23 protein-coding genes are annotated in these 26,643 nt (G+C 71.0%); 6 read left to right on the forward strand and 17 right to left on the reverse strand.

The window, feature by feature from the left end; translation table 11 throughout:
* Positions 1–51 precede the first annotated feature (51 nt).
* From PKF00_RS09640 to PKF00_RS09665, 6 genes are all read right to left on the reverse strand, one after another.
* Positions 52–408: a hypothetical protein gene (locus tag PKF00_RS09640; protein ID WP_271217064.1), complete on the reverse strand. Its 357-nt coding sequence runs from the start codon at positions 406–408 to the stop codon at positions 52–54.
* A 3-nt stretch (positions 409–411) separates the two neighbouring features.
* Positions 412–1,188, reverse strand: coding sequence for an ABC transporter ATP-binding protein (locus PKF00_RS09645; RefSeq protein ID WP_271217065.1), 777 nt, complete (start codon positions 1,186–1,188; stop codon positions 412–414).
* Positions 1,185–1,916, reverse strand: coding sequence for an ABC transporter ATP-binding protein (locus PKF00_RS09650; RefSeq protein ID WP_271217066.1), 732 nt, complete (start codon positions 1,914–1,916; stop codon positions 1,185–1,187). The genes PKF00_RS09645 and PKF00_RS09650 overlap by 4 nt, the downstream gene beginning before the upstream one ends.
* Positions 1,903–4,197 carry a branched-chain amino acid ABC transporter permease gene (locus tag PKF00_RS09655; RefSeq protein WP_271217067.1) on the reverse strand — a complete coding sequence of 765 codons (2,295 nt, stop codon included), beginning with the start codon at positions 4,195–4,197 and terminating at the stop codon, positions 1,903–1,905. Before PKF00_RS09655 ends, PKF00_RS09650 begins: the two co-directional genes overlap by 14 nt.
* Before the next feature lie 81 nt (positions 4,198–4,278).
* A complete protein-coding gene (locus PKF00_RS09660; protein WP_271217068.1) occupies positions 4,279–5,709 on the reverse strand; it encodes an ABC transporter substrate-binding protein in 1,431 nt (476 codons plus the stop codon).
* Between the two features lie 159 nt (positions 5,710–5,868).
* Positions 5,869–6,630 (reverse strand): SDR family NAD(P)-dependent oxidoreductase, encoded by a 762-nt coding sequence (locus PKF00_RS09665; protein ID WP_271217069.1) that lies wholly within the window; start codon positions 6,628–6,630, stop codon positions 5,869–5,871.
* Between the two features lie 251 nt (positions 6,631–6,881).
* Here PKF00_RS09665 and casG point away from each other — a divergent pair, with 251 nt between their 5' ends.
* The gene (gene casG, locus PKF00_RS09670) at positions 6,882–8,558 is read left to right on the forward strand and encodes a steroid-24-oyl-CoA synthetase (protein WP_486389270.1); all 1,677 of its coding nucleotides are present in this window, start codon (positions 6,882–6,884) and stop codon (positions 8,556–8,558) included.
* Positions 8,559–8,634: 76 nt separating this feature from the next.
* Here the strand turns inward: casG and PKF00_RS09675 are convergent, their stop codons facing one another.
* The 7 genes from PKF00_RS09675 to PKF00_RS09705 all read right to left on the reverse strand — a co-directional run bounded on the left by PKF00_RS09675 (position 8,635) and on the right by PKF00_RS09705 (position 17,762).
* The gene (locus tag PKF00_RS09675) at positions 8,635–9,294 is read right to left on the reverse strand and encodes a PaaI family thioesterase (RefSeq protein ID WP_271217071.1); all 660 of its coding nucleotides are present in this window, start codon (positions 9,292–9,294) and stop codon (positions 8,635–8,637) included.
* Between the two features lie 86 nt (positions 9,295–9,380).
* Positions 9,381–10,247, reverse strand: a complete 867-nt coding sequence (locus tag PKF00_RS09680) for a MaoC/PaaZ C-terminal domain-containing protein (RefSeq protein WP_271217072.1) — start codon at positions 10,245–10,247, stop codon at positions 9,381–9,383.
* A 4-nt stretch (positions 10,248–10,251) separates the two neighbouring features.
* Entirely contained in the window at positions 10,252–11,463 is a 1,212-nt protein-coding gene (locus PKF00_RS09685; protein WP_271217073.1) for a lipid-transfer protein, read from the reverse strand.
* Between the two features lie 33 nt (positions 11,464–11,496).
* The gene (locus PKF00_RS09690) at positions 11,497–13,707 is read right to left on the reverse strand and encodes an acyl-CoA dehydrogenase family protein (RefSeq protein ID WP_271217074.1); all 2,211 of its coding nucleotides are present in this window, start codon (positions 13,705–13,707) and stop codon (positions 11,497–11,499) included.
* 7 nt (positions 13,708–13,714) lie between these two features.
* Entirely contained in the window at positions 13,715–14,875 is a 1,161-nt protein-coding gene (locus PKF00_RS09695; protein ID WP_271217075.1) for a steroid 3-ketoacyl-CoA thiolase, read from the reverse strand.
* 22 nt (positions 14,876–14,897) lie between these two features.
* Positions 14,898–16,565, reverse strand: coding sequence for an acyl-CoA synthetase (locus PKF00_RS09700; RefSeq protein ID WP_271217076.1), 1,668 nt, complete (start codon positions 16,563–16,565; stop codon positions 14,898–14,900).
* A 39-nt stretch (positions 16,566–16,604) separates the two neighbouring features.
* Positions 16,605–17,762: a CaiB/BaiF CoA transferase family protein gene (locus PKF00_RS09705; protein WP_271217077.1), complete on the reverse strand. Its 1,158-nt coding sequence runs from the start codon at positions 17,760–17,762 to the stop codon at positions 16,605–16,607.
* A gap of 101 nt (positions 17,763–17,863) precedes the next feature.
* Between PKF00_RS09705 and PKF00_RS09710 the strand changes: the two genes are divergently transcribed.
* A complete protein-coding gene (locus PKF00_RS09710) occupies positions 17,864–18,796 on the forward strand; it encodes a 3-oxoacyl-ACP reductase (protein ID WP_271217078.1) in 933 nt (310 codons plus the stop codon).
* A gap of 269 nt (positions 18,797–19,065) precedes the next feature.
* Here the strand turns inward: PKF00_RS09710 and PKF00_RS09715 are convergent, their stop codons facing one another.
* From PKF00_RS09715 to PKF00_RS09725, 3 genes are all read right to left on the reverse strand, one after another.
* Complete coding sequence (locus PKF00_RS09715) at positions 19,066–19,839, reverse strand: SDR family oxidoreductase (protein ID WP_271217079.1); 774 nt, start codon at positions 19,837–19,839, stop codon at positions 19,066–19,068.
* 22 nt (positions 19,840–19,861) lie between these two features.
* Complete coding sequence (locus PKF00_RS09720) at positions 19,862–20,617, reverse strand: SDR family NAD(P)-dependent oxidoreductase (RefSeq protein WP_271217080.1); 756 nt, start codon at positions 20,615–20,617, stop codon at positions 19,862–19,864.
* Positions 20,618–20,753: 136 nt separating this feature from the next.
* Complete coding sequence (locus tag PKF00_RS09725) at positions 20,754–21,371, reverse strand: TetR/AcrR family transcriptional regulator (protein WP_271217081.1); 618 nt, start codon at positions 21,369–21,371, stop codon at positions 20,754–20,756.
* A 158-nt stretch (positions 21,372–21,529) separates the two neighbouring features.
* Between PKF00_RS09725 and PKF00_RS09730 the strand changes: the two genes are divergently transcribed.
* Positions 21,530–23,068: an FAD-dependent oxidoreductase gene (locus PKF00_RS09730; RefSeq protein WP_271217082.1), complete on the forward strand. Its 1,539-nt coding sequence runs from the start codon at positions 21,530–21,532 to the stop codon at positions 23,066–23,068.
* 253 nt (positions 23,069–23,321) lie between these two features.
* Here PKF00_RS09730 and hsaA read toward each other — a convergent pair whose 3' ends face one another.
* Positions 23,322–24,488, reverse strand: a complete 1,167-nt coding sequence (hsaA, locus tag PKF00_RS09735) for a 3-hydroxy-9,10-secoandrosta-1,3,5(10)-triene-9,17-dione monooxygenase oxygenase subunit (protein WP_271217083.1) — start codon at positions 24,486–24,488, stop codon at positions 23,322–23,324.
* 174 nt (positions 24,489–24,662) lie between these two features.
* Here hsaA and PKF00_RS09740 point away from each other — a divergent pair, with 174 nt between their 5' ends.
* The 3 genes from PKF00_RS09740 (at position 24,663) to PKF00_RS09750 (ending at position 26,630) form a co-directional block, all read left to right on the forward strand.
* Positions 24,663–25,838 carry a 3-ketosteroid-9-alpha-monooxygenase, oxygenase component gene (locus PKF00_RS09740; protein WP_271217084.1) on the forward strand — a complete coding sequence of 392 codons (1,176 nt, stop codon included), beginning with the start codon at positions 24,663–24,665 and terminating at the stop codon, positions 25,836–25,838.
* Positions 25,835–26,245: a nuclear transport factor 2 family protein gene (locus PKF00_RS09745; RefSeq protein ID WP_271217085.1), complete on the forward strand. Its 411-nt coding sequence runs from the start codon at positions 25,835–25,837 to the stop codon at positions 26,243–26,245. Before PKF00_RS09740 ends, PKF00_RS09745 begins: the two co-directional genes overlap by 4 nt.
* 112 nt (positions 26,246–26,357) lie before the next feature.
* Positions 26,358–26,630 (forward strand): ferredoxin, encoded by a 273-nt coding sequence (locus tag PKF00_RS09750; protein ID WP_271217086.1) that lies wholly within the window; start codon positions 26,358–26,360, stop codon positions 26,628–26,630.
* Positions 26,631–26,643 lie beyond the last annotated feature (13 nt).

Here is a 26,643-nt window from a genome sequence, read left to right on the forward strand (position 1 = left end):
GAGCGAAGGTTCCCGACATTTCGTCAATCCCGCTGACCGGGAGGCAGGCCGTCAGATCTGCCGGTTCTCCAGCGCCGCGGTGATCTGGTCCACCTGCGACTGGCCCTCCAGCAGCTGACGGAGCAGCCACAGCCGCAGCACCCTCGCCACCGCGCCCGCCAGGTAGAGGGCGGCGCCCAGCACCGTGAGGGCGACGAAGGCCGTCGCCAGGACCTGGAAGGAGCCGACGTTGCGGAGGTCGTCCTGGGACAGCGAGTTGACGTAGGAGACGAAGCCTCCCGCCACCCCGACGACCATCAGCACCACGCCCAGGATCCGGCTCCTGCCGTCGCCCGCCGACTGGTCGGTCTTCAGCTTCATCCCCGCCACGTCCGTCTTGAACTGTTCCCGTCGTTCCTCGGTGAGCATTCTTCAGCCTCCTAGATAGCTGCTTGACAGTTGTTCCTCGATCTCGTCGGGCCTGCCGACGGAGACGACGCGGCCGTGCAGCATCAGCGCGGCGGTGTCGGCGATGGGGAGCACCGCGCGCGCGAACTGCTCGGCGACCAGGATGGACAGGCCCTCGGCGACGAGCTGCGCGACGGTGTCGTACATCTGGGTCACGATCATGGGAGCCAGCCCCATGGACAGCTCGTCGAGCAGCAGGACCGCAGGGTTGGACCCCAGGGCGCGTGAGAGCGCCAGCATCTGCTGCTCGCCTCCCGACATCGAGCCCGCGAGCTGGTTGCGCCGCTTGCCGAGGATCGGGAAGCGGGAGTAGGCCGCCTCCTCCATCTCCTCCATGCGCGCCCCCGTGCCGGTGGCGACCCACAGGTTCTCCCGCACCGAGAGGTTGGCGAAGATGCCCCGTCCCTCGGGAATGGAGCACACTCCCAGGCGCGCCGCGTCCTGCGCCGAGATGCCGTTCACCCTGCGCCCGGCGAACCTGAGGTCGCCGCCGGTGAGGGGCAGCAGGCCCGCGCAGACCTTCATGGTGGTCGACTTCCCACCGCCGTTCGGGCCGAGGAGCGCGAGCACCGAGCCCGCCTCGACCTTCAGGTCCACGCCGTGCAGCACCTCGATCGGCCCGTACGCCGCGCGGGCGGCCACCAGCTCCAGCAGGGGCTCGGGTCCGCCGGCGTCCGCCGTCCCCGGGGAGAGCCCGGACGTCGCGTCCATCTCGTGGCCTCCTGCGGCCTGTCCGGTCATGCGGTGACCTCCGTACCGATGTAGGCGGCGATGACCTCCGGCGACTCCTGGATCTCCTTCGGGGTTCCCGAGGCGATGACCGCGCCGTAGTCGAGCACGTGGATCGTGGCGCAGAGCTTCATCACCAGCGGGAGGTCGTGCTCGACCAGGCAGATCGCCAGCCCCTCCTCCGCGAGGCCGGTCAGCATCCTGGCGAACGCCTCGGTCTCCTGCTCGGTCTGGCCCGAGGCGGGCTCGTCCAGCAGGAGCACGCGCGGCGAGGTCATCAGCGCCCTGGCGACCTCGACGACGCGGGCCCGGCCCGTCGGGATGTCGGAGACGTCGAGGTCGGCGATGTCGCCCAGGCCCGTCCGCTCGAGCACCCGGTCGGTCTCCTTGTCGACGTCGACGCGGCTGCCCGTGTTGGCCCGCAGGATGTCGCCGGCGACTCTGATGTTGTCCCGCACCGACAGCGACAGGAAGAGCTCCAGCCGCTGGAAGGTCCTGGCCATGCCCCTGCGCGCGCGTTTGGCCGGGGGCAGGCGGGTGACGTCGACGCCGTCGAGGAGGACTCTCCCCTCCGCGGGTCGCTGCAGGCCGGTGACGGTGTTGAACAGCGTCGTCTTGCCCGCGCCGTTCGGGCCGATGAGGCCGGTGATCCGTCCCTCGTCCACGCCGACGCTGACGTTGTCGACGGCGGTGTTGCCGCCGAAGCGGACGGTGATGCCCTGTGTCTCAAGCAACGACATGGACGTTTCCCTCCTCGGCCCCGCTCCGGACGGGGCGGCGCCCGCCTGGCGTGGGTCCCCGGTCGTGGCCGGACAGGCCGAGCTCGCGGTCGAGCTCGCGTCGCAGTTCCTCGGTGTACGGCTCGTCGACGCCGACCAGCTCGGGCGGCGTCCTGTGAGGAGCCGGGCGCCCCTCGTCCGGCGCGACCCGCGCCATGACCATCCGCCCGAAGACCGGCAGCATCATGACCAGGCACGCGGTGAGGATCGCGAACCACCAGTTGTCCATGATCCCGGCCAGCGTGAGGCCGTACAGCGCGGCCTCGAGCACGGCGCCGCCGACCAGCACGGGCCTGGCGTCGCGCAGGCTCCGGTAGCTCTCGACGACGTCGTGGACGGTGCCGCTGGGGCTCTTGCCGACCCCGATGCCGAGCAGGGCCGTGCTGACGACCGACAGGCTGCCGATGGCCTGGTAGACCGGGGCCAGGTCGGGGTTGGCCGCGGCGAGGTCGTTGAAGGTCGCGACGATGATCACGAATCCGACGCCGGACATCAGGCCGCCGAAGAGGGCGCCGCTGACGTAGCCGATCCCGGCCGCGACGGTGAGCATCAGCAGGGCGAGGCCGGCCATGACGTTGAAGTTCTCCGACGCGACCGAGCCGATGGCGCTCGACATCAGGACGCTGCCGAGACCGGCGATGGCGGCCGAGATCATGAAGACGCTGAGCTTCAGCTTGACCAGGTTCTGACCGAGCATCGCCGAGGCCGCGGGGCTGTCCTTCATCGCGGCCAGGCGCCTGCCGTACCCGCTGTTGCGCAGCGCGATGAGGCCGACGCCGATCAGGGCGAACAGCACGGTCGCGGTCATCAGGAACGTGTCGCCGTCCCGCAGGTCGAGGGGACCGATCCGCAGCGGCGGTATGATCAGCGAGCCGTTGGGGAACAGCGAGAACGTGACGCCGAAGACCGTGTGCTCGGTGGTGTCGCGCAGCACCATGTTCGACAGGAAGACGCCGAAGGCCAGGGTGGCGAGGGCCAGGTAGAGCCCGCGCAGCCTGAGCGCGGGCAGCGCGACCAGGCCGCCGACGACGGCGGTCACCAGGACGGCGAGCAGGACGCCCCACACGTCGAGGCGGGCGGCCAGCCCGGTGCCGACGACGCCGAAGTGGAAGACGACGATCGTGGCGACCGCGCCGAACGACAGCGGCGCGAGGTTCAGCTCCCCGGCGTACCCGGTGAGCACGGTGAGCGACAGGGCGATGATCGCGAACGTCATTCCCAGGGCGAACGTGCTGACCGAGGTCTCGACCATGAGGAGCTTGAGCAGGTAGACGACGGCCACGAGGGCCACGCCCCAGACCGCCGCCCTGCGCACCGTGGGGACGCGGTAGCGCTCGCGGGTCCGGATCGCGGCGCCCCGCAGGCGCTCCTGCGGAAGCACGATGAGCACGACGAAAAGGATGATCATCGGTAGCGAGATCCGGAAGTTGCTGGTCCAGGTCCACGCGGACGGGAAGTACGCCATGACGTAGGTCGCCGTCATGCCCAGCACGATCGCGCCGGCGAAGGTGCGCGGGATGCTGCGCAGACGCCCGAACATCGCCGCCGCGAACGCGTCGATGACCAGCAGCGTCAGCGCGTTCGCCTGGAGGGCGCCGCCGCCGATCGGGGTGATCAGGATGCCCGCCAGCACGGCGAGGGTCGAGCCCATCATCCAGGACAGGGCGGCGACGCGCTCGGGGTTGTGGCCGTTGAGCCTGAGCAGGTCGGGGTCGTCGACCGCGCCCCTCATGACCACGCCGACCCGGCTGCGGGTGAACAGCAGGCGCAGGCCGATGGCGATGGCCGCCGCCACCACCAGGCAGATGATCTCGTGAACCCGGATGACCACGCCGGAGAACTCGACCTTCGCGTTCGAGCCGAAGAACATCTCGACGATCCTGGCCTCCTCCGGATGCCAGATCCACTGGGACAGGTACACCATCCCGAGCAGGACCGCGACGGTGACGACGATCTTGGTCACGTCCGCGGTGTCGCGCAGCCCCTTCATGATCAGGGCGTGCAGCAGGCCGCCCATGGCGGGCCCGACGACGCCGAGCACGACGACGAGCGCCAGCCAGACGGGCCAGCCCCAGCCGTAGGCGAGCTGCCAGTACAGGAAGGCGCCCAGCATGGCCTGCGCGCCGTGGGCGAAGTTGAAGATTCCCGAGGTGTTGTAGGTCAGCACCAGCCCGGAGGCGGCGATGGCGTACACCGCCCCCAGGACCAGCCCGAGGATCGTGAAGGTCAGGAACGTCGTCATCGATTCCCCCTTGGTGAGTTCGGGAGTGGTCAGGGGGCGCCGCCCGCGGAAACGGTCCGCGGGCGGCGCCCCCGCCGAGGGTCAGACCGTCGGCTTGATCACGTCGGGGGTCAGGAAGGTGGTGGCGACCCGGTCCTCGTTGAGCTTGGTGCCCCAGGTGGCCGGGTCAGTCTTGAGGATGTTCTCCTTGTTGCAGTCGTACTCGCCGATGTTCTCCGGGTAGAACTGCGCGAACTTCGGGCCCGTGAGCTTCAGCATGAGCGAGCAGGAGGAGGGCATGTTGGCGCCCGGGTCGGTCGGGGCGTGCAGGCCGCCTCCGGTCCACTCGTGCACCTGGGAGAGCTTGTTGATCACGCACTGACGGGTCAGCTCGGAGCCGCAGGCCTGCGCGGCCTGCGCCCACAGCAGGAACCCGGAGGTCGCCTGCATGCCGAGCAGCGCGACCTTGCCGTGCTCGGCGTTGACCAGGTCGAGGTACTTCTTGACCGCGGGCACCTTGTCGGCGTTCTCGAACGGCTGGAAGATCGTTCCAACGTGGATCTTGTCGCCCACGCCCTGGGTGTTCCACTTGGAGACGGCCGTGCTGTACCAGGTCGCCTCGAACACCAGCGTCGGCTTGCTTCCCACCCGGTCCAGCGCCTCGAGCAGGCTGAAGGACGCGGGGTCGGGCGTCTTGGAGGTCCACAGCGCCTCGACGCCGCAGGACTTGAACTTCTCCGCGAACGGGACGTAGCTCGCGTCACCGTCGTTGTTGAGCATCACGCCGCAGTTCATCGGCGTGATGCCGATCTTCTTCATCGCGGCCGCGATCTTGTTGCTTCCCGTCTTGACCGCGGGCGAGGTCGAGACGATGAGGTCGACCTTCTTGCCGAACTCGGGGAACAGCTTGGCGGCCAGGCGCAGGGCGGAGCTGTTGTACTGGTCGACCGGGTAGGGGACGGCCTCGTACTTCATCGGGCCCATCGCGGCGTTCGGCCCGACGGTGAAGCCCGCGACCGTGGGCAGCTTGCAGCCGACGCGGAACTGCTCGGCCGCCTCGTCCATGGCGAAGCCCTGGCCGACGAGCATGAAGTCCTGCTTGCAGGCCTTCTGCATGACGGTCGCGGCCTGCATGTAGGCGGCGTCGTACTGGTTGCCCTTGATCTGGCGGCCGTTGATGCCGCCCTGGCCGTTACACCACTTGATCATGGTGCTGATGGCGTCGCCCATCTCCTTGGACAGGCCGGGCGCGGCGGGGAAGCCGCGGTCGTCGCCGAAGCCGATGGTGATCTGGGTGTCGGTGACGCCCTGCTCTGTCGCACCCTTGGCGTCGCCCTTGCCGCACGGCGACTTCAGCGTCCCGAACGTCTCCTCGCCGCCGGACGCCGCCGCGTCACCGGAGGCCGGCGCCGTCGTGCCGTTCGTACCGGCCGACACGTCGACCGACCCTCCGCGCTCGCTCGCACAGGCGGTGGCGAGCATCGCGAGGACGACAGTACCCGCCGCGAAGCGGGCGATCCTGTTGCCTGTCATCCGGTCGTTCTCCTTTCACTGACCGCCAGGCGGCGGCAGGGTCTTTGGGGGGTGGGGCCGGCTCGCAAGCGAGGCGCCGTCAGGAACGCAGGGCCGGGGCCCCGTCAGAGACAGGGGCCGGGGCCTGACGCGAGGCGCCGCTCCCGGGCGTCCCGGGTGTCATCCGAAGTAGGCCTGACCGCCGTCGAGCGGCAGGGTCGCGCCGGTGAGGTACCGCATGCCGGGACCGACGAGCGCGACCACGGCCTGCCCGATGTCCTGCTCGCAGTCACCGACGTAGCCGAGCGGGATCTGCCTGCAGAACTCCTCGGCCTCCGCGGGCTTGGCCTCCATCCACCGCTTGAGCCCGGGTGAGAGCGCGTGCGGGGCGATGGAGTTGGCGCGGATGCCGTCCGCGCCCCATTCCGCGGCGGCCGTCCTGGTCAGCGACCGCAGAGCCTGCTTGGCCGCGGCGTACGCGCCGTAGGTCGCCGGATCCCAGCGGACCATGGCCGAGCTGACGAGGTTGACGATGTTGCCGCCGCCGCGCCGCTTCATGTGCGGGTGGCAGGCGGTCATGAAGGCGAAGGCGGCGAAGGGGGCGGTCAGGAATCCCTTCTGGAAGTCGGCGTCGCTCATCGACAGCAGCGGGCCGTAGGAGCCCGCGTAGGCGTTGTTGACGAGAATGTCGACCCCGCCGAAACGGGAGACCACCTCGGTGACGACGGCCCGGACGGCCTCGGTGTCGCTCACCTCGCACAGAAAGGCCTCGGCCTCGGCCCCGCGCTCGCGGAGCAGGTCGCAGGTCGTCTCCAGCTTCGCCATGGTCCGGCCGAGGACCGCGACGGACGCGCCCTCCCCGGCCAGGGCGAGCGCGATGCCCTGGCCCACGCCCTGGCCCGCACCGGTCACGATCGCGACTTTTCCCTTGAGGCTGCCCATCACTCTCCCGTTTCGCCGTGGCCTGATTGACGGCAATAGTGATGTGACCCGGCCCACTCCAAACGGGAAGTCCCGCTCACCGGGAACAAGTGCTCCCGGTGAGGAAGATCGCCATGACAGCGCGGTCCCGGTCAGTGGGAAGACCTGTTCAGCGCCACACACGACGACCAGAATGGGCGGTCAGGCAGACGCACGCCGTGTGACGCCCTCGTCGCACGGCGGGACGAGCGTGGTGGGACGAAAGAGAATCGATGGCCACATCCACAGATCCGAGAACGGCAGCGATGGAGATCATGACTCGCCTGACCGGCCCCGGCGGTGAGTTCGAACTGGCCGAGGAGGAGGTCCTCGGCTCGCGGATGCAGGTCTTCAGAAACCGCCCACGGAACCTCGGCGAGATGCTCGCCGCATCGGTCGGGTTCGGCGACGACGACTACATCGTGACCGCGAACGAGCGGCTGAGCTTCACCGGCCACGCGGCCCAGGTGGCGTCGCTGGCGAAGGCGCTCCGCGAGGAGTACGGCGTGCGCAGGGGCGACCGCGTCGCCATCGACGCCGCGAACTCCCCCGGCTGGATCGTCTCCTTCTGGGCGACCGTCGCCGTCGACGCGATCGCGGTCGGCTACAACGCGTGGTGGTCGCGCCGCGAGATCGAGTACGCCCTGGGGCACACCACTCCGAAGGTCGTCATCGCGGACGCCAAGCGTGCCGCGCTGATCGGGGAGACAGGTGAGAACGGCCCGGTCGTCCTGACCCTGGAGGAGGACGTCCCGCGGCTGAGCCGCCTGCACCCGGACGCCGCCCTGCCCGTTTCCGAGGCCGCCGAGGACGACCCCGCGGTCATCCTCTACACCAGCGGGACGTCGGGCCGCCCCAAGGGAGCGGTGCACTCGCACCGGAACCTGACCTCGGTCGTCCAGTACCACCGGATGAACGACGCCCTGGCCCGCGAGTTCGGCGACCCGACCGACCCGGCGAGCAGGCGTTACCTGCTGGCGCTGCCGCTGTTCCACATCGCGAGCCTGCACAACCTGGCGGTGCCCCGCCTGGCGAACGGCAGCGCGGTGGTCATGCACCAGGGCGCCTTCGACGTCGACAGGGTGCTGCGGCTGATCGAGAAGGAGCGCGTCACCAACTGGGGAGCCGTGCCGACCATGGCCAACCGGCTGATCGAGCACGGTGACCTGTCGAAGTACGACCTCTCCTCGCTGCGCGCCTTCTCCCTGGCGTCCGCGCCCTCCTCCCCCGCGTTCAAGGAACGGCTGCGCAAGGCGCTGCCGATCGCCGAGCAGGCCCTGGTCGACAGCTACGGCCTGACCGAGTCGTCGACCGCCATAGCCGCGGCGACGCCGCAGGACCTCGCGGAGTCCCCGGGAACGCTGGGCCGTCCCATCACGACCGTGCGGCTGGAGATCCGCGACTTCGAGGGCAACGCGCTCCCCGAGGGCGAGGAGGGCGAGATCTGCGTCCGCAGCCCGTTCAACATGCTCGGCTACTGGCAGGACCCCGAGGCGACCGCGCGGGCGATCGACGAGGACCGGTGGCTGCACACCGGCGACATCGGCATGGTCGAGCAGGGACGGGTGCGCCTGACCACCAGGCGCTCCGACCTGATCCTGCGCGGCGGCGAGAACGTCTACCCCGCCGAGATCGAGAACGTGCTGGCGGAGTACCCCGGCGTCCAGGAGTGCATCGTGATCGGCGTGCCGCACTCCGACCTGGGCCAGGAGATCATGGCGGTCGTCGTCACCGACGGCAGGCCCGTCAGCGAGGAGGATCTCAGGGCGTACACCCAGCAGGAGCTGGCCTACTTCAAGGTCCCGTCCCGGTGGCGGATCACCCAGGAGAGCCTGCCCAGGAACGCCACAGGGAAGGTGATCCGTCGCGAGGTAGAGCTCTCCGTGGACGACACCCCCGGCGCTCACTGAGCCGGAAAAGCGAGAACCCCGCCCGAGGGCGGGGTTCTCTCGTATGTGGACCGTCCGGCCGCCGGCCGTCAGACCGTCAGCGGGGGCGCGGCAGGTGCTTGGCGATGAACAGCCCTTCCGCGCTGACGCACACCTTCCCGCCCGCCGAGATCGTCCCCGTGGTGCGGATCTTGCGCCCGTCGACGGAGACCTGCCTGCCCGTCACGGTCAGCGGCTCGAACAGCGGGGTCGGCCGGTGGTAGCGCAGCGTCAGCTCCGCGGTCATCCCGGAGACGCCCGCCCAGTGGTTGGCGACGCCGAGCGTGTGGTCGAGCAGCAGCGCGGAGACGCCGCCGTGCACGCATCCGGGCGGCCCCTGGTACGGCATGCCCAGCACGACGACCCCCTCGATCGAGCCGTCGTCCCTGCCCGCGAGCGGAAGCGGCGGCGCGATCGCGTTCTCCGGGCCCGTGACCGGGTCGTGCCTGGTCACGCCCTCGCCCTTCCACATGTCGACCATCCGCTCCTCGACGGCGGGAGCGTGCTGGTCCAGGTGGTCGGCGACGGCGTTCAGCTGCTCGGCGATCCTGGCCATCTCGGCCGAGGAGCCGTCACCGGCGTGCAGCAGCGACGCGATCACCCGGCGGGCCGCGGCGACCGCCGCGTCCACGCCCTTGTTGTTCGCGGTGGCCGTCAGCGCGACCGGCCGCTCGGTCTGGCCTGCCTGGTCGGTCTGTCCGTTCTCGTGCGTGGTCATGTCGCCGCTCTCCTCGCCACCACCGGTCGGATATGTCGGATGTGTGGTCATGTCACCAGTTTCGCCGCCGCCGGTGGGACGCGCGGTCATGGCGCGACCGTGGCCGTGGCGTGGGTCAGCACGGGGGCGCCGTCCTGTTCCGGGCAGGTGGACAGCAGCGTCAGCAGGTCTCCCTCGCGCCACACCGTGGTCCTGATGGTCTGGCCGGGCTGCAGCGACCCGGCGAACCGTACGGAAAGGCCGGTCAGCCTCGCCACGTCGCCGTCGAGGACCCCGTCCACGATCGCCTTCGCGACGATGCCGTACGACGCGAGGCCGTGCAGGATCGGACGGTCGAACCCCGCCGCCCTCGCGAACTCGGGGTCGGCGTGCAGCGGGTTGAGGTCTCCGTTGAGCCGGTACAGCAGCGCCTGCCGGGCGTCGGTCGGGGAGTCGAGCACGAGGTCGGGCTCCCGCCCGGGGGCCGACCACGAGGAGTCGGGCCCCGGCTCGCCGCCGAAACCGCCCTCGCCGCGCGCCCAGATCTGCATGGTCGCGGTCCACAGCGGGTCGCCGTCGGCGTCCGCGGCCGACTGCTCCATGACGATCATCGCGGCCTTGCCCTTGTCCCAGACGTCCGCCACGCGCGAGCTGACGACGGCGGTCCCCGAGGCGGGCAGCGGCCTGTGCACCGTCAGCCCCTGGCCCGCGTGCAGGATCCTGCGCAGGTCGATGTCGATGCCGGGCATGGACATCGCCGTGGGCGGCCCGTCGCCCGCCGACAGGCCCTGGCCCGCGACCATCGCGAAGGTCGGCAGCACCCGCAGCCCGCGCTCGTAGGTGTAGGACAGCTCGGGGTCGGCGCCCGTGCCCGCTCCCAGGCTCAGGTGGTACAGCAACACGTCCCGCCGGGTCCAGGCGATCTCGGACACCGAGGGGCCGGCTCCGAGAGCCTTCCGAAGGTCGATCGGCATCTTCTCAGCCCTCCTGGTCCAGGGTGCCCGCGCCGTACAGGGTCACCACGCAGGCGCCGCCGAGACCGAGGTTGTGCTGCAGGCCGACCTTCGCGCCGTCGACCTGGCGCGCGCCCGCCTCGCCGCGCAGCTGCCAGGTCAGCTCGGCGCACTGGGCCAGGCCCGTCGCCCCCAGCGGGTGTCCCTTGGAGATCAGGCCGCCCGAGGGGTTGACGACCCACCTGCCGCCGTACGTCGTGGCGCCCGACTCGACGAGCTTGCCGCCCTCGCCCTCCGCGCACATGCCCAGGCCCTCGTAGGTGAGGATCTCGTTGATCGAGAAGCAGTCGTGCAGCTCGATCACGTCGACGTCCCCGACCGTGAGACCCGCGGCGGCGAAGACCCGCTCCGCCGCCGCGCGGGTCATCGGCGCGCCCACCACGTCGATGTCGGACCCGGTCTCGAACGCCTCACCGGTGTCGGTGACGAGCGTCTGGGCCAGGATCTCGACCGCCCTGTCCTGCAGGCCGTGCTCGCGGACGAACCGCTCGCTGACGACGACGGCCGCGCCCGCCCCGTCGGAGGTCGGCGAGCACTGCGACCGGGTGAGCGGCTCGTGGATCGGCTTGTCGCCCATGACCTGCTCGAGGGTGTACTCGTCGCGGAACTGCGCGTAGGGGTTGTTCACCGAGTGCCGGTGGTTCTTCACCGCGACGGCCGCGATCTGCTCGGCGGTCGTGCCGTACCTCTCCATGTGCTCGCGGGCGGCGTTGCCGAAGAACTGGGCGGTCATCGGGGAGTTCGCCCAGCCCCGATTGGCCATCAGCACCTTCAGGTGCCGGTCGAGCGGGGTCACCTTGGGCATCCCGCCCGCCCCCGGCGACAGCGCGCCCCTGGTCATCTTCTCGAAGCCGACCGCGAGGGCCACGTCGGCCAGGCCCGACTGGACCCACTCCCTGGCCAGCATCAGCGCCGTGGAGCCGGTCGCGCAGTTGTTGTTGACGTTGACGACCGGGATGCCGGTCAGGCCGACGTCGTACAGGGCCCGCTGGCCTGCGGCCGACTGCTCGAACACGTAGCCGACGGCGGCGCGCTGCACGGCGGAGTACTCGATCCCGGCGTCGGCCAGCGCGTTGCCGACGGCCTCGACGACCATGTCCGGATACTCCCAGTCACGGGTCTCGATCTTCTCGAACTTGGTCATGCCGACGCCGATGACGAACGTCCTGCTGCTCATGAGATCTTCTTTCTGATGACGGGGCAGGGGCCGTCAGGCCTTGGCGGGGACGGGCTCGGGGTCGCGGGGCAGGCCGAGCAGACGCTCGCCGATGATGTTGAGCTGCACGTCGGTGGTGCCTCCGGCGATCGACATGGACCGGGAGCTGAGGAACATCCAGGTGGCGTTGTCGCGTCCGCCGCCCTCCCCGGTCAGAGCCTCCGCGCCCGCCCAGTCCATCGCGGTCTCCCAGACCTGCTGGATGTGCTCGACGCCGATCAGCTTGGCGATGCTGGACTCCGCGCCCGGCTGCTGCCCGGTCAGGGACCTGATCGTGGTGCGCAGGCCGAACAGCCCGCCGGACTGGGCGTCGCACAGGATGCCGCCGAGCGTGCTCAGCCGCTCGTCGTCGGTGTCCTCGGGCGAGGCCTTGGCGAGGTCGAGCAGCGCCTCTCCGCCGCTGCCGAGCGAGGAGTCGTGCGAGAGCGAGACGCGCTCGTTGGCCAGCGTGGTGCGGGCGAGCTTCCAGCCGTCGCCGGGCCCGGCGACGAGCATCTCGTCGGGGATGAAGACGTCGTCGAAGAACACCTCGTTGAACAGGTTCTCGCCGGTCAGCTCGCGCAGCGGCCTGATGTCGATGCCGGGGCTGGACATGTCGAGCAGGAAGTAGGACAGGCCCTTGTGCTTGGGGGCGGAGACGTCGGTGCGGGCCAGCAGGATTCCCCACTGCGCCTCGCGGGCCATGGAGGTCCAGACCTTCTGCCCGGTGACCTTCCAGCCGCCGTCGACCTTCTCCGCACGGGTGGACAGGCCGGCCAGGTCGGATCCCGCGCCCGGCTCGCTGAACAGCTGGCACCACACGATGTCGCCGCGCAGCGACGCCGGCAGGAACCGCTCGAGCTGCTCGGGGCTGCCGTGGGTGATCAGGGTCGGCACGACCCAGTTGCCGATGATCATGTCGACGGCGCGGAGCCGGGCCGCGCGCATCTCCTCGGCGATCACCAGCTGGGAGACTGCGTCGGCGCCCTTGCCCCAGGGGGCGGGCAGGTGCGGAGCGGTGTAGCCGTGCTCGGCGAGGTAGGTCAGGCGCTCGGCGCCCTCCAGGCCCTTGGCGGGCTCCAGCTCGGCCCGTACCTCGGCGCGGATCCGCTCGGCCTCCGCGGGCAGCTCGACGCCGAGCCTGCGGCGGGCGCCGTCCAGGGTGAGACGGGCCACCCTGCGCCGCCACGAGGCGGTCGAGCCCAGCAGGATCCGCAGCGTCTGGGACCTGCGCAGGTAGAGGCTGGCGTCGTGCTCCCAGGTGAAACCGATGCCGCCGAGGGTCTGAACGCAGTCCTTCGCGGTGGCGAAGGCCGCCTCGACGCTGGTCGCCCCCGCGACGGCCGCGGCCAGCGACGCCTCCCGGGGGTCCTCGACGGCTCCGGCGTCGCCGGCGCGGGCGGCGTCCCAGGCGCAGACGCGGGCCTGCTCGGCACGGGCCAGCATGCGGGCGCAGCGGTGCTTGACACCCTGGAACTGGCCGACCGGGCGGCCGAACTGCTCGCGCACCCTGGCGTAGTCGGCGGCGGTCGTGGTCGCCCAGTCCGCCAGGCCGGACGCCTCGGCGGCGAACAGCGTGGCGGCCAGGTCGAGCACGTCGTGCCCGCCGAGGCCGGTCAGCACGTCGCCGGGGGCGACGGCGACGCCGGCCGCGCGGACCCGGGACAGCCTGCGGGTCAGGTCGTGGCTGGTCAGGTCGACCGTCTCGACCGAGGCCCTGGGCAGCACCACCCATGCCGTGCTCCCGCCGTCCCTGACGGGCAGGACGAACACGTCGGCGACGTGACCGCCGAGCACCGGCTCGGACACACCCGAGACCGTGATCTCACCGGCGTCACCGTGGGTGAGCTCCAGGTCTCCCGGCTTCAGACCGACCGCGCCGATCTTCGCCCCCTCCGCGAGCTCGGCCAGCAGCGGCTCGTGCCCCGCGCGGTGCAGGACAGCGCTCGCCAGCACCGTCGGCAGGAACGGCCCCGGCGCCATGGCGCGGCCGAGCTCCTCGACCACGACGGCGAGCTCGAGCAACCCGTAGCCCACGCCGCCCGACTCCTCCGGCAGGTGCAGGCCGAACAGCCCCTGCTCGGCGAGGGCGGGCCAGAACGACGGCAGCTCCTCCCGCTTGGCGTCCACGGCCTTGCGGACCACCTCGGGCGTCACATGGCGGGTGACGAGGGCGCGCACGGAGTCACGCAGGTCGCGGTGCTCCTGGGTCAGTCCAATGGTCATGGTCGTCTCAGATCCGTTCGATGATGGTGGCCGTGGAGTGGGCGCCGCCCGCGCACATGGTGACCAGGGCGGTCGAGCCGCCGGTCCGCTCCAGCTCGTGCAGCGCCTGGGTGATCAGACGGGCGCCGGTCGAGCCGACCGCGTGTCCGAGGGCGATCGCCCCTCCGTTGACGTTGACCTTGTCCATGTCGGCCTTGTGCACCTGTGCCCACGACAGCACCACGGACGCGAAGGCCTCGTTGATCTCGACGAGGTCGATGTCGGACAGCGACATGCCGGCCGTACGGAGCACGTGCTCGGTGGCCTGCACCGGCCCGTCGAGGTGGTAGTAGGGGTCGGAGCCGACCATGCCGGAGGCGACGATGCGCGCGCGGGGACGCAGCCCGAGCCGGGCGGCCCGCTCCGCGCTCATCAGCAGCACGGCCGCCGCCCCGTCGCTGATCTGCGAGGCGTTGCCCGCGGTGTGGACGCCGTCCGGGATCACCGGGTTCAGCTTCGCCAGGGCTTCGAGGGTCGTCTCACGCAGCCCCTGGTCGCGGGTGACGGTCGCGGTCTCGCCCGTCGGCCCCTCGGGGCCGATCACGGGCGCCTCGACCGGGAGGACCTGGCTGTCGAAACGGCCCTCGGCCCAGGCCCTCGCGGCGCGCCGCTGCGAGGTGAGGCCGAAGGCGTCGGCGTCCGCGCGGGTGATGCCGCGCCTGCTCGCGATCCGCTCGGCGGCGGTGAACTGGTCGGGCATGTCCAGCGACCAGCTGTCGGGGAAGGGGCTGCCGGTCTCCGGGGTGAGCGCCTGGCCGAGGAAGACCCTGCTCATCGACTCGACGCCGCAGCCGATCCCGATGTCGACCGCGCCGGAGGCGATCAGGCCCGCGACCAGGTGAACCGCCTGCTGGGAGGACCCACAGGCGCAGTCGATCGTGGTGCACGCCGTGGTGTACGGCAGGCCGGTGTGCAGCCACGCCTGCCGGGTGACGTTGTTCGACTGCTCCCCCGCCTGGGTGACGCAGCCGCCGATCACCTGGCCGACGTCCCTGGGGTCGACGCCCGCGCGCTCGAGCAGGCCCTTCTGCGCGACGCCGAGCAGCTCGGCGGGGTGCAGACCGGACAGCACGCCCCTGCGCCTGCCGACCGGCGTGCGCACAGCCTCGACGATGACGGCCTCAGCCATGACTTCTCCTCGTGTCCTTGTGTTAGTTGGTCTCGCCGGACAGCACGCGCTTGGCCCAGCGGTAGTCCGCCTTGCCGCTGGGCGAGCGCACGATGCTCTGCACGACGGTGAGCAGGGCCGGAACCTTGTATCCGGCGACCTGCGTGCGGCAGTGCGTTCTGAGCTCCTCCGTGTCGGGTGCGGCGACGCCCGCGCGCACCTCGACCACGGCTCCCACCCGCTCGCCGAACCGCGCGTCCGGCACGCCCGCGACGAGCGCGTCCATCACCGCGGGGTGCGACTTGAGCGCCTGTTCGACCTCTTCGGGGAAGACCTTCTCGCCGCCGGTGTTGATGCAGCCGGAGCCGCGTCCCAGCAGCACGGTGCTGCCGTCCGCCTCGACCCTGGCCATGTCGCCGAGCACGGCCCAGCGGACCCCGTCGATGACGGGGAACGTCTTGGCCGTCTTCTCCGGGTCGTTGTAGTAGCCGAGCGGGACGTGACCGGTCCTGGCGATGAACCCGATCTCGGGTGAGCCGGGGGCGAGCGGCCGGAGGCGTTCGTCGACGACGACGACCTTCGGGGTGGGGGCGAGGCGCATGAGCCCGTCCTCACCGACCCTGAGGCTGCCGTCGACGCCGGACTCCGACGCGCCGAAGCCGTCGTTGACGTAGATGCCGGGAAGCAGTTCGACCGCCTCCTGCCGCACGCTGCGCGACAGGAGCGCGCCGCCGGAGCCCAGCACCTTCCACGCGCTGAGGTCGTAGTCGGAGCCGTGCGCCCTGACCGCGTCGAGAAGCGGGCGCGCGATCGCGTCGCCGACGACGGTGACGATGGAGGTGGCCTCCCGCTCGACCAGGCGCAACACCTCGACGGGGTCGAAACGGCGCGTCAGGACGACCAGCGACCCGCTGAACAGGGCGGTGAGCAGGGTGTAGCTCGCCGCGCCGTGCATGAGCGGAGCGGTGACCAGGTAGATCGGGCCCGTATCCGTGCCCGCGGCGGCGGCCCGCGCCAGCGCCTCCGCGCTCTGATGCGGGGCGCCGAAGGGGTTCCCGCCGGACAGCGCCGCGAAGTAGAAGTCCTCGTGCCGCCAGACCACTCCCTTGGGCATCCCCGTGGTGCCGCCGGTGTAGAGCACGTAGTGGTCGTCCGCGGTGCGCGTGTTCATTGCGGGACCGGAATCGGGCTCGGGCGCCCGCATGGCCGAGCCGTACGTCGTCCAGGTCGCCGAGGCGCCCGAGCCGTGGTCCGTCTTGGCCGCCGGGGCGTCCCCTTCGGCCGTCCCGCCGGGCTGCTGAGCGGAGGAGGCCGTCTCCTCCAGGACGATGACGTGCCGCAACGTGGGGCATTCGCCAGCGACCCTGGCAACGGCGGGGGCGAACTCCTCGTCGACGACCAGGGCCACCAGTTCCGCGTCGTTGTACAGGTAGTGCAGCTCGCGGTCGGTGTAACGGTAGTTGACATTGATCGGCACCGCCCTGATCTTCAGGCAGGCCAGGAGCGTTTCGACGAACTCGACGCTGTTGAGCATGTGCACGCCCACGTGCTCGCCCGGCCCGACTCCCGCCGCCTTCAGGTGGTGAGCCAGGGCGTCGGCGCGCCTGTCGAGCTCGGAGAAGCTCAACCGACGGTCACCGCAGACGACGGCGGGCCGGTCCGGGATCGCGGCGGCCACGGCCTCATACAGAGTTGCCAGGTTCAACGTCATGGCGGGAGGCTAGAATTAATTCTTCTTTTTCACAATGGCCTAGTCCCGCTGAGTGATCCCGGCATCGCCGAGCCGGGTGATCTCCGCCTCGTCGAGACCGATCCAGGCGAGCACCTCACGGGTGTGCTCGCCGATCACCGGAGGCGAGGACCGGATCTCGGCGGGCGTGCGCGAGAAACGCGGCGCGGGAGCGGGCTGCACGACGCCGTCCCGCGAGACGAACGTCGCGCGGGCGACGTTGTGCGGGTGCGCGGGCGCCTCCGCCAGGGAGAGCACCGGCGCGACGCACGCGTCCGTTCCGGTGAACACCTCCTGCCAGTGGTCGCGCGTGTTCTCCGCGAACGCCCCGGCGAGCCGTTCGCGCAGCGCGGGCCAGGTCGAGGGGTCGTACTGGGCGCCGGGGTCGAGGTCGGCGATCCCCAGGAGCCCCAGGAGCCGTCCGAAGAACTGCGGCTCGATCGGGCCGACCGAGACGTGGCCGCCGTCCGAGGTGGCGTACACGTCGTAGAAGGGCGCCCCGGTGTCGAGCAGGTTCGTGCCGCGCTCCGACCACCGCCCCATGGCCTGGGCTCCGTAGAACGGCGCCATCAGCAGGGCGGAGCCGTCGACCATGGCGGCGTCGACGACCTGGCCCGCGCCGTCCCGCCCGGCCGCGAGCAGGCCCGCGAGCACGCCGCACGCCAGCAGCATGGCGCCGCCGCCGTAGTCGCCGACCAGGTTCAACGGCGGCACCGGGGCCTGCCCCGCGCGACCGATCGCCGACAGCGCGCCGGACAGCGAGATGTAGTTGATGTCGTGCCCCGCGCTGTGGGCCAGCGGCCCGTCCTGCCCCCACCCGGTCATCCGCCCGTAGACCAGGCGGCCGTTGCGGGCCAGGCACTCCTGCGGGCCGAGCCCGAGCCGCTCCATGACGCCCGGCCGGTAGCCCTCGATCAGCGCGTCGGCCCTCTCGACGAGCCTGAGCACCAGCTCGACGCCCTCCGGCGACTTCAGGTCGATCGTGACGGACCTGCGCCCCCTGGACGTCACGTCGGCGGAGTCGGCCTCCACGGCCCCGTCGGCGCCCGGCGACGAGGCCGCTCTCGGCCTGTCGACGCGGATCACGTCGGCGCCGAGGTCGGCGAGCAGCATCCCGGCGAACGGCCCCGGACCGATGCCGGCCATCTCCACGACGGTGAAACCCGTTAGCGGACCCATCTCTCCTACCCCCACTCAGCGGGACTGACCTCTTGGCCAAAACTAGAATACATACTAGTTTTTTACTCCTATCGATCGGCGCGCACAACGGGAGCGGGAACATGGGTTCGAACATCAGCCTGGAGGGCCGGACGGCGATCGTCACCGGCGCGGGCGCGGGACTTGGCCGCAGTGAGGCGCTGGCGCTCGCGGAGCGCGGCGCGAACGTCGTCGTCAACGACATGGGACAGGCCGCGGACGAGGTCGTCGCCGAGATCAAGGAACTCGGCGGCCAGGCCGTCGCGGTGACCGGCGACGTCGGCGAGTGGTCCATGGGCGAGCGACTTGTCCAGGCCGCGGTCGAGACCTTCGGCGGCCTGGACATCCTGGTGAACAACGCGGGCGTGCTCCGCGACAAGATGCTGTTCAACCTGACAGAGTCCGACTGGGACACCGTCATCCACGTCCACCTGAAGGGCCACGCCGCGGTGTCCCGCGCGGCGGCCGTGCACTGGCGTGCGGCGAGCAAGGCCGCGGGCGGCCCCGTCTACGGCCGGGTCATCAACACCTCCTCCGAGGCGTTCCTGTTCGGCGCCCCCGGCCAGCCGAACTACTCGGCCGCCAAGGCGGGCATCACCGCGCTGACCCTGTCGACCGCCCAGGGCCTGTCGAGGTACGGCGTGCGCGCGAACGCGATCTGCCCCCGGGCCCGCACCGGCATGACGGCGCACGTGTTCGGCGGCGGCGAGGGCGACGGCGGGCTGGACATCCTGGCCCCCGAGCGCGTCGGGACGTTCGTCAGCTACCTGGCCTCCCCCGCCTCCGAGGAGATCAACGGCCAGGTGTTCGTCGTCTACGGCGACATGGTCGCGCTCATGGCGGCCCCGACCGTCGAGCAGAAGTTCACCGCGGCTGACAACGTCTTCTCCGTCGAGGAGTTCGACGCGCAGCTCACGCCGTACTTCACCGGCCGCAGCCCGTACCAGACCTACGCCGCCTACAGCGTCGCCCAGCTCGACACCACGGGAGTCGAGAACGCCGCCGCGTCCAAGTGACACGCCACCGGTGAGACCCACGAAAGAGAGGCCGTCCGCTGGACGGCCTCTCTTTTCTCTCGTCTCACGGCGGCCGGAAAGGAACAGACCGCTTCGACGTGGACACGCCGATGACCGCTCCTCGCGCCCAAGCCTCCTGTACGACCGGGAATGGTTTTGGCTTGGGCGCGCCGGTGTCTGGACTGAGGAGCGAAGGAGCGAAGCGGATGAGCGACGAGGGAAGACGCCGGCCCGGTAGCGCCCAAGCCCTGCGACGCCGCCAGGCGTCGCTAATAAACAGGGCCCCGCAGGACGGTCTCGGCGCCGCCGTCGACGTAGATGACCTGGCCGGTCATGTGGGAGTTGGCCGGGGCGACCAGCCAGCGCAGCGCCTCGGCGATCACCTCGGCGCTCGCGTAGCCGTTCAGGGGCATGGGGACGGCCTTGTCCATGACCTGCCGCATGGCCTCGTCCTCGAACAGGGGCGCGGACATCGGCGTGAGCACGACCCCCGGCGCGATCGCGTTGAGCGGGATCCCGTTGCCCGCCCACTCGGGCGTGATCGAGACGCGGCGCAGCCAGCGGGCCAGCGCGGTCTTCGACGACGGGTACAGCCTGCGTCCCTCCCCCCGCTCGACGGCCGCGTCCGACAGGGCCAGCGCCGTCCGCTCGTCGTCGTCGAGGCAGGCCTCGACGACGTTGTCGTCCGCGGGCTGAATGCCAGCGATGGAGCCGACCACGGCGGCTCGCGGCCGCTCCGCGGCGGCGAGCGCCGGGCGCAGCCCGTCGAGCAGGGCGGTCACCCCGAAGAAGTTCACCCGGACGGTCAGCGGGGTCGGCCCCGAGACGCCCGCGCAGGCGACGACGCCGTCGAGCACGCCGCCGGACAGCTCCAGCACGGAGGCGACCGCGTGCGCGCGCCCCTCCGGCGTCGCGAGGTCGGCGTTCACCTCGGCGTCCCTGAGGTCGACGCCGATCACCTCGTCCCCCTGCTCGCGCAGCAGGCGCGCGAGTGCCTGCCCGATGCCCGAGGCGGTTCCGCTCACCGCTATGCGACGTGTCATGTCGTTGCTCCTGGTAGTCGTGTCAGGTGTGGGATCCGCCGTCGACACGGATCTCCGCTCCGGTGAGATACCCGCCGTCGCGCGAGGCCGCGAACGCGATCACCCCGGCGATCTGCTCGGGGCTCGCCGCGCCGAGCGGCGAGCGGATCCGTCCGTAGTAGGAGAGGTCGAGATCCCGGGGAAGCACGTCGGGGTTGCTCGTCAGCGGGGTCCTGACCGTTCCCGGGGAGACGGGCACGACCCGGATGCCGCGCCCGACGACCTCGGCGGCCAGGCTGAGCGAGAACGCCAGCACCGCGCCCTTCGAGGCGGAGTAGGCCGTCATGTACGGGTTGCCGTGCGCGGCCGCGGACGAGGCGACGTTGACGATCACCCCGGTCCCGTCGGGCAGGTGGCGCAGCGCCTCCCTGCAGAACAGCGCCGTGCCGACGAGGTTGACGGAGAAGAGCCGCTGCAGGTCCTCGACGGTCAGCGTGTCGATCGGCGTGGCCTTGTGGACGCCCGCGACGTTGACGAGGACGTCGATGCCGCCGAGCTCGGCCGCGGCGGCCCGCACCGCCTCGACGACGGCGGGCTCGTCGGAGACGTCGGCGGCGTGCGTGACGATCCCGCCGGGTCCCGTCGCCGATCCCGCCGTCTCGGCGAGGCCGTCCTTCGCCAGGTCGACGGCGAAGACCGTCGCGCCCTCGGAGACGAGTCTGAGCGCGGTCGCGCGCCCGATGCCCGAGCCCGCGCCGGTGAGCAGGACCTTCACTCCGTCGAAGCGGTTCAGTGCCATGTGCGTCGGGTCCTCCGCGTCTTCTGCCGGTCCCGCGCGCCACGCCGGGAAGGCGTCGGCGCCGGGGTGACGCGACGGTATCCGTACGCCTCACGGCGCGCGGGGAGGGATCCCGGTCAGCGGGAGCCCGGGAGGATCAGCTCCCGGACGCGTTCGAGCGCGGGGCCAGCAGGAGTCTGCAGGCGAGACGGATGTCGGCCTCCGCGTCGGGCATGGAGAGCCTTCCGTTGAGGCTGGCCTGCAGCCCGCCGTACCAGCACTGCACCAGGAGCCGGATCAGGGTGATGTCCTGGACCGTCGGGTTGTCGATCCCGAGGGTCTTGAGAATGATCGCGCGGAAGGCGCTGTCGATCCTGCCCGCGTCGGTGATCGTGGCGGCGTTGGCCGAACTCGACGACTGCATCATCGCGATCGCCAGCGCGGGCCTGCTCAGCAGTTGCCTGGAGGCGCTGACCAGCACCTCGTAGACCGCGTCCTCCGGGCTCGTGCCCTCCTTGGGGCGGGGGGCGAGCTCGTTGAAACGATCTATCTGCTCGGCCAGGACCGCGGTGAACAGGTGGGTCTTGGAGGGGAAGTAACGGTACAGCGTGCCGATCGCGACACCCGCGGCTCTGGCCACCTCGTGCATCTGGACGCGTTCGAGCCCCTTCTCCGCGGCGATTCTCGCCGCGGCCCTGAGGATGCGCACATGCCGGGCGCGCTGCTCGGGCGAGCTCGGCTCGGCCGGCGGTCTGACCTCGGCGATTCTCGGCACGGTCTCCCCTGGAGAGTGGGTTCGATGTCGACAAAACAATACACAGGGGTAGGCGCGAACAAGTGAATTACGGATACCGGTGAGTGGGACGGGACAGCCACCGCCGGCGTGGGCTGCGGTTGCCTGAGGCGGGCCGCGACTGCACAGGAGGACAGGGCATGACGAGCGCCGGGCTGTGGGACGACGAGTACGACGTGGTGGTTGTGGGATCCGGGGCCGGGGCCATGACCGGCGCGTTCGCGGCGGCCTCGGACGGCCTGCGCACCCTCGTGCTGGAGAAGACGCCGCTGCTCGGCGGCACCTCCGCCTACTCCGGATCGGCCGCCTGGCTGCCCGGCAGCCAGGTGCAGGAACGGGCGGGGATCGGGGACTCCACGGAATCGGCCCGCACCTATCTCAGGGCGCTGCTCGGAGAGGACACGGCGCGACGGCGTGAGGCCTTCCTGACGACCGCCCCCGAGGTCGTCGAGTTCCTTGAGCGCGACCCGGCGATCGAGTTCGAGTGGCGGGCCTTCCCCGACTACTTCGACGCCCCCGGGCGGATGGACGCCGGGCGCTCCTTCGTTCCGCTCGACCTTCCCGCGGACCGGCTCGGCGACCTGCTGCCCCTGGTGCGTCCCTCCGTCGACCGCGACCGGGCGGGGCAGCCCCATCCCGAGGGTCCCCTGACCGCGGGACGGGCGCTGATCGGACGGCTGCTGCTCGCGCTGACCGGCACGGGAAACGGTTTCGTCCGCACCGGCGCCCGCATGACCGGACTCGTCATCGAGGACGGACGGGTGACCGGCGTCGAGGCGGAGACCTCGCAGGGCCCGGTGCGGATCCGCGCGGCTCGAGGCGTGCTCATGGCCGCGGGCGGCTTCGAGGGCAACGGTCCCATGCGTGAGCGGAACGGCGTCCCCGGGGCGGCGGCCTGGACGATGGCGCCCCGCGGCACGAACACCGGGGAGCCGATCGAGGCCGCCGTCGCGATCGGCGCCGCGACCGACCTGATGGACCAGGCGTGGTGGTGCCCCGGCGTCGAGCAGCCGGACGGGGCCGCCGCCTTCACCCTGGGCTTCAGGGGCGGCATCATGGTCGACGCCTCCGGCAGGCGCTTCGCCAACGAGTCCCTCCCCTACGACAGGATGGGCCGCGAGATGGCCGCGGCGGCGGACCGCGTTCCCGCCCATCTCGTCTTCGACTCCCGCTTCGGCGGCGGCCTTCCCGCCATCTCGCTGCCCGGCCGCCCGGCGGAGGAGCACCTGGCCTCGGGCACCTGGGTCAGGGCCGAGACCGTCGAGGAGCTGGCCGAGCTGCTCGGCGTGCCGAAGGAGACCCTGACCGCGACGGTGGAGCGGTTCAACGGCTTCGCCGCCCTCGGCGTCGACGAGGACTTCCACCGGGGTGAGGACCCCTACGACCTGTTCTTCGCCGACCGCTCCCACGGCGGCCCCAACCCGTGCCTGGTCCCGCTCGACAGGGCGCCGTACTACGCCGCACGCGTCGTGCTGAGCGACCTGGGCACCAAGGGCGGTCTGCGGACCGACGAGGACGGCAGGGTCCTCGACGGCCAGGACGCGCCCATCCCCGGCCTGTACGCGGCGGGCAACACCAGCGCGTCGTTCGCGGGCCGTCACTATCCGGGCCCCGGCGTCCCGATCGGCTCGGCGATGGTCTTCTCCTACCGCGCGGTACGGGACATGGCCGCGCGATGAGGTGCGCCGCCCGGTGGAGCGGGGCCCGGCCCGGCGCGTGTTGGCGCTGGCGGCACTGGCCATACGCCGGGTGTCGGCCGTAGGCTCGGGCGATCAGGCGCTCCGGCGACCTCACCGACTTCGCGCTCCGGTGGCCGCGCGGGCCCCGGCCGGTGGCCCCGGCCCGTGATGCCCCCCGATCCCGGGCCGGGCCTCTCGGGCCAGGCAGGACCGGATCCCGGGGGCAGCCCGGCCCGGGTCCGGTCCGGTGGGATCAGATGAGGTTGTCCTCGACGGTCAGGCCGAACTCGCCCTTGCCGTACATCGCCAGGGCCCGCTCCACGTCGTTGGCCACGTGCACGCTGCCCGCGTGGGCGTCGCGCCACGCGCGCTCGATGGGGTTGCCGCGCCTGAGCGAGTTCCCTCCAGCGATCTTGAAGAGGATGTCGATCGCCTCGATCGCCCGCTCGGTGCCGCGGACCTGGTCCCTGCGGGTGCGCAACCTCAGCTCCATCGGGATCTCCTCGCCCTTGACGGCGTGCTCGTAGACCTCGCGCACGTTGCGGTCGTTCTGCAGGATCGCGGCGTCGATCTCGGAGGCCGCCCTGGCCACCGCGACCTGGGCGAACTGGTCCTCGGCGAACCTGCCGCCGCCCAGACTGAGCCGCACCCTGTCGCGCATCGCGGTGATGTAGGAGCGGTAGCAGCCCGCGACCGTTCCGATCACCGGCGCGGTGATCGCGGAGGTGAAGACCGACGCGAACGGCATCCGGTGCAACGGCCCCGTGTTGACCTTCTGCCCGGGGCCGCGCAGCTGCGCCTGCTCGTAGTTGCGCATCGTCCGGTAGCCGGGGACGAAGGCCCGCTCGACGATGACGTCGTTGCTCGCGGTGCCGCGCAGACCGATCACGTCCCAGACGTCCTCGATCCTGTAGTCGGTCTGGGGGACCAGCACGGTCATGAAGTCCACCGGCCTGCCCTCGGCGCCCACGACCAGGCCTCCGACCAGGACCCATGACGCGTGCTCGCATCCGGAGGAGAAGCTCCACCGCCCGGACAGCTCGTAGCCGCCCTCGACCGGGGTCAGCCGTCCCACGGGCGCGTAGGAGGAGGAGACCAGGGTGTCCGGGTTCTCGCGCCAGACCTCGTCCTGCGCGACCTCGGCGAACAGGCCCAGCTGCCACGGGTGCACGCCGAGGACGCCGGTCACCCAGCCCGTCGAGCCGCAGACGCCGGAGATCTCCCGGACGACCTCGAAGAAGGCGACCGGGTCGCTCTCCGCGCCGCCGTACCTCTTGGGCTGCAGCATCCGGAAGACGCCCGCGCGGGTGAGCTCTCTGATCGTCTCTTCGGGAACGCGCCGGTTCTCGTCGGTCGACCGGGCCCGTTCGGCGATGTTCGGCAGCAGTGTGCGAACCGATTCCAGCACCTCGTTGCTCATGGTTTGCGTTCTCCGTGTCGCGCTCGTCCATCAGGTACAGAGCACGATGGTGCGTCGCGTCGACGGGGAGTTGTCCGAAACATCCCGACCAATGGGACTCCAGGTTCGGTCACGGGTCTCACCGACCTACCTTTCAGGTCGAGAGAACCCACGTTCCGAAGGGATGGCGTCAACGTGACGGCAGTCGAATCCGAGCACGACGGAGTCCGTGGCATCGAGGCCGAAGCCGCCCCCACCCGTTTCGCCAGGGGCTGGCACTGTCTGGGGTTGTCCGAACGGTTCAAGGACGGCAAGCCCCACTCCATCAAGGCGTTCGGCCAGAAGCTTGTGGTCTTCCAGAGCGGCGACGGCAAGCTCAACGTGCTCGACGCCTACTGCAGGCACATGGGTGGCGACCTGTCGCAGGGAACCGTCAAGGGCGACGAGATCGCGTGCCCGTTCCACGACTGGCGCTGGGGCGGCGACGGCCGCTGCAAGCAGATCCCGTACTCCCGGCGTGTTCCGCTGCGCGCCCGCACCGCCGCGTGGACCACCCTGGACCAGGACGGCATGCTGTTCATCTGGAACGACCCCGAGGGCAACCCGCCCCCCGCCGACGTCACGATCCCCCGCATCGAGGGCGCCACCCGCGACGACTGGACCGACTGGGTCTGGAGCGAGATCACGGTCGACGCCAACTGCCGCGAGGTCGTCGACAACGTGGTGGACATGGCGCACTTCTTCTACGTCCACTTCTCGTTCCCGACGTTCTTCAAGAACGTCTTCGAGGGCCACGTCGCCACGCAGTACCAGAAGGGCAAGGGCCGCGAGGACGTCCGCCCGCCCGCCAAGGACGGCGAGCCGAAGATGCTCGGCAACACCTCCGTCGCGTCCTACCACGGTCCGTCGTTCATGATCGACGATCTGACCTACCACTATGACGTGATGGACATCGACTCCGTCCTGATCAACTGCCACTACCCGATCGACGAGAACTCGTTCGTGCTGCAGTACGGCGTGATCGTGCAGCGCAGCGACAAGCTGCAGGGCGACGCCGCCGAGCAGACGGCCGCGAAGATGGCGGAGTTCATCGCCAAGGGCTTCGAGCAGGACGTGCAGATCTGGAAGAACAAGACGCGCATCGACAACCCGCTGCTGTGCGAGGAGGACGGGCCCGTCTACCAGCTGCGGCGCTGGTACGAGCAGTTCTACGTGGACGTCGCCGACGTCAGGCCGGAGATGGTCGAGCGCTTCGAGTACGAGCTGGACACCACCCGTCCGATCGAGGCGTGGAAGCGGGAGGTCGAGGACAACCTCGCCCGCGCCAAGGCCGTGGGCGGGGTGCCGAGCCTCGACGGCGGCGCGGCGTGACGGACGACCGCCACCAGATCATCGAGCAGCTCAACCGGCTCGCGGAGGCGCTCGACCAGCGGGACTGGGCGCAGATCGGCGACGTCTTCACCGCCGACGCGACCGCCTACCGCAGGCACGGCACGGAGGCGATCCTCGCCACCGTCCGGGATCACCTGGGCGGCTGCGGACCCTCCCAGCACCTGCTGGGCAACCACCGCGTCGAGGTCGACGGCGACGCCGCCCGCTCCCTCACCTACGCCAGGGTCTACCACCGGGGCGCGGGCGAGCGTGAGGACGCCTTCTTCGAGTGCATCGGCGAGTACGACGACCACTGGGTCCGCGACGGCGGCGTCTGGAGGATCTCCTCGCGCGCCTTCACCATGAGCATCCAGATCGGCGACTTCGGCGTGCTGCAACCGGGGTGACGCCCCCGCAGCACCTGCGGTTCCCGATCCGGACAACCCGAGGAGGACAGATGCACCGAGCAGGAAGCCGGGAAGAGGCCCGCCCGCGGCGCCGTGACGGGAACCGGTCGCGGTGACGGCGCGACAGGACAACCGGCTGACCGACGGGGCGCCGATGCTGCCGGTGCGCTGCCTGCAGTGCGGCGCGGGCGTGCAGGCGCGCAAGGCCAGCTGGCAGCAGACCAGCGTCCAGTGGAGCGTGGAGGCCGCCGGCGCCTGCCTGGAGCGGCGGGCCTCCGCCCCCCGTGGCGGCCCGAACGGCGAAGCCTTCCTCGCCTGTGAGGCGCTGCGGGAATCGATCAGGCAGGCGGCGTTGGACGGCATGATCCCCGTGCCGGACAACTGACCGGCACAGCCGC

Source organism: Streptosporangium carneum (assembly GCF_027922005.1).
Classification (GTDB): Bacteria; Actinomycetota; Actinomycetes; order Streptosporangiales; family Streptosporangiaceae; genus Streptosporangium; species Streptosporangium carneum.

Excerpts from the sequence above, each read along its gene's own strand:
- PKF00_RS09640 (WP_271217064.1), bottom strand. The coding sequence starts at position 408 with ATGCTCACCGAGGAACGACGGGAACAGTTCAAGACGGACGTGGCGGGG.
- PKF00_RS09645 (WP_271217065.1), bottom strand. The coding sequence starts at position 1,188 with ATGACCGGACAGGCCGCAGGAGGCCACGAGATGGACGCGACGTCCGGG.
- PKF00_RS09650 (WP_271217066.1), bottom strand. The coding sequence starts at position 1,916 with ATGTCGTTGCTTGAGACACAGGGCATCACCGTCCGCTTCGGCGGCAAC.
- PKF00_RS09655 (WP_271217067.1), bottom strand. The coding sequence starts at position 4,197 with ATGACGACGTTCCTGACCTTCACGATCCTCGGGCTGGTCCTGGGGGCG.
- PKF00_RS09660 (WP_271217068.1), bottom strand. The coding sequence starts at position 5,709 with ATGACAGGCAACAGGATCGCCCGCTTCGCGGCGGGTACTGTCGTCCTC.
- PKF00_RS09665 (WP_271217069.1), bottom strand. The coding sequence starts at position 6,630 with ATGGGCAGCCTCAAGGGAAAAGTCGCGATCGTGACCGGTGCGGGCCAG.
- casG (WP_486389270.1), top strand. The coding sequence starts at position 6,882 with ATGGCCACATCCACAGATCCGAGAACGGCAGCGATGGAGATCATGACT.
- PKF00_RS09675 (WP_271217071.1), bottom strand. The coding sequence starts at position 9,294 with ATGACCACGCACGAGAACGGACAGACCGACCAGGCAGGCCAGACCGAG.
- PKF00_RS09680 (WP_271217072.1), bottom strand. The coding sequence starts at position 10,247 with ATGCCGATCGACCTTCGGAAGGCTCTCGGAGCCGGCCCCTCGGTGTCC.
- PKF00_RS09685 (WP_271217073.1), bottom strand. The coding sequence starts at position 11,463 with ATGAGCAGCAGGACGTTCGTCATCGGCGTCGGCATGACCAAGTTCGAG.
- PKF00_RS09690 (WP_271217074.1), bottom strand. The coding sequence starts at position 13,707 with ATGACCATTGGACTGACCCAGGAGCACCGCGACCTGCGTGACTCCGTG.
- PKF00_RS09695 (WP_271217075.1), bottom strand. The coding sequence starts at position 14,875 with ATGGCTGAGGCCGTCATCGTCGAGGCTGTGCGCACGCCGGTCGGCAGG.
- PKF00_RS09700 (WP_271217076.1), bottom strand. The coding sequence starts at position 16,565 with ATGACGTTGAACCTGGCAACTCTGTATGAGGCCGTGGCCGCCGCGATC.
- PKF00_RS09705 (WP_271217077.1), bottom strand. The coding sequence starts at position 17,762 with ATGGGTCCGCTAACGGGTTTCACCGTCGTGGAGATGGCCGGCATCGGT.
- PKF00_RS09710 (WP_271217078.1), top strand. The coding sequence starts at position 17,864 with ATGGGTTCGAACATCAGCCTGGAGGGCCGGACGGCGATCGTCACCGGC.
- PKF00_RS09715 (WP_271217079.1), bottom strand. The coding sequence starts at position 19,839 with ATGACACGTCGCATAGCGGTGAGCGGAACCGCCTCGGGCATCGGGCAG.
- PKF00_RS09720 (WP_271217080.1), bottom strand. The coding sequence starts at position 20,617 with ATGGCACTGAACCGCTTCGACGGAGTGAAGGTCCTGCTCACCGGCGCG.
- PKF00_RS09730 (WP_271217082.1), top strand. The coding sequence starts at position 21,530 with ATGACGAGCGCCGGGCTGTGGGACGACGAGTACGACGTGGTGGTTGTG.
- hsaA (WP_271217083.1), bottom strand. The coding sequence starts at position 24,488 with ATGAGCAACGAGGTGCTGGAATCGGTTCGCACACTGCTGCCGAACATC.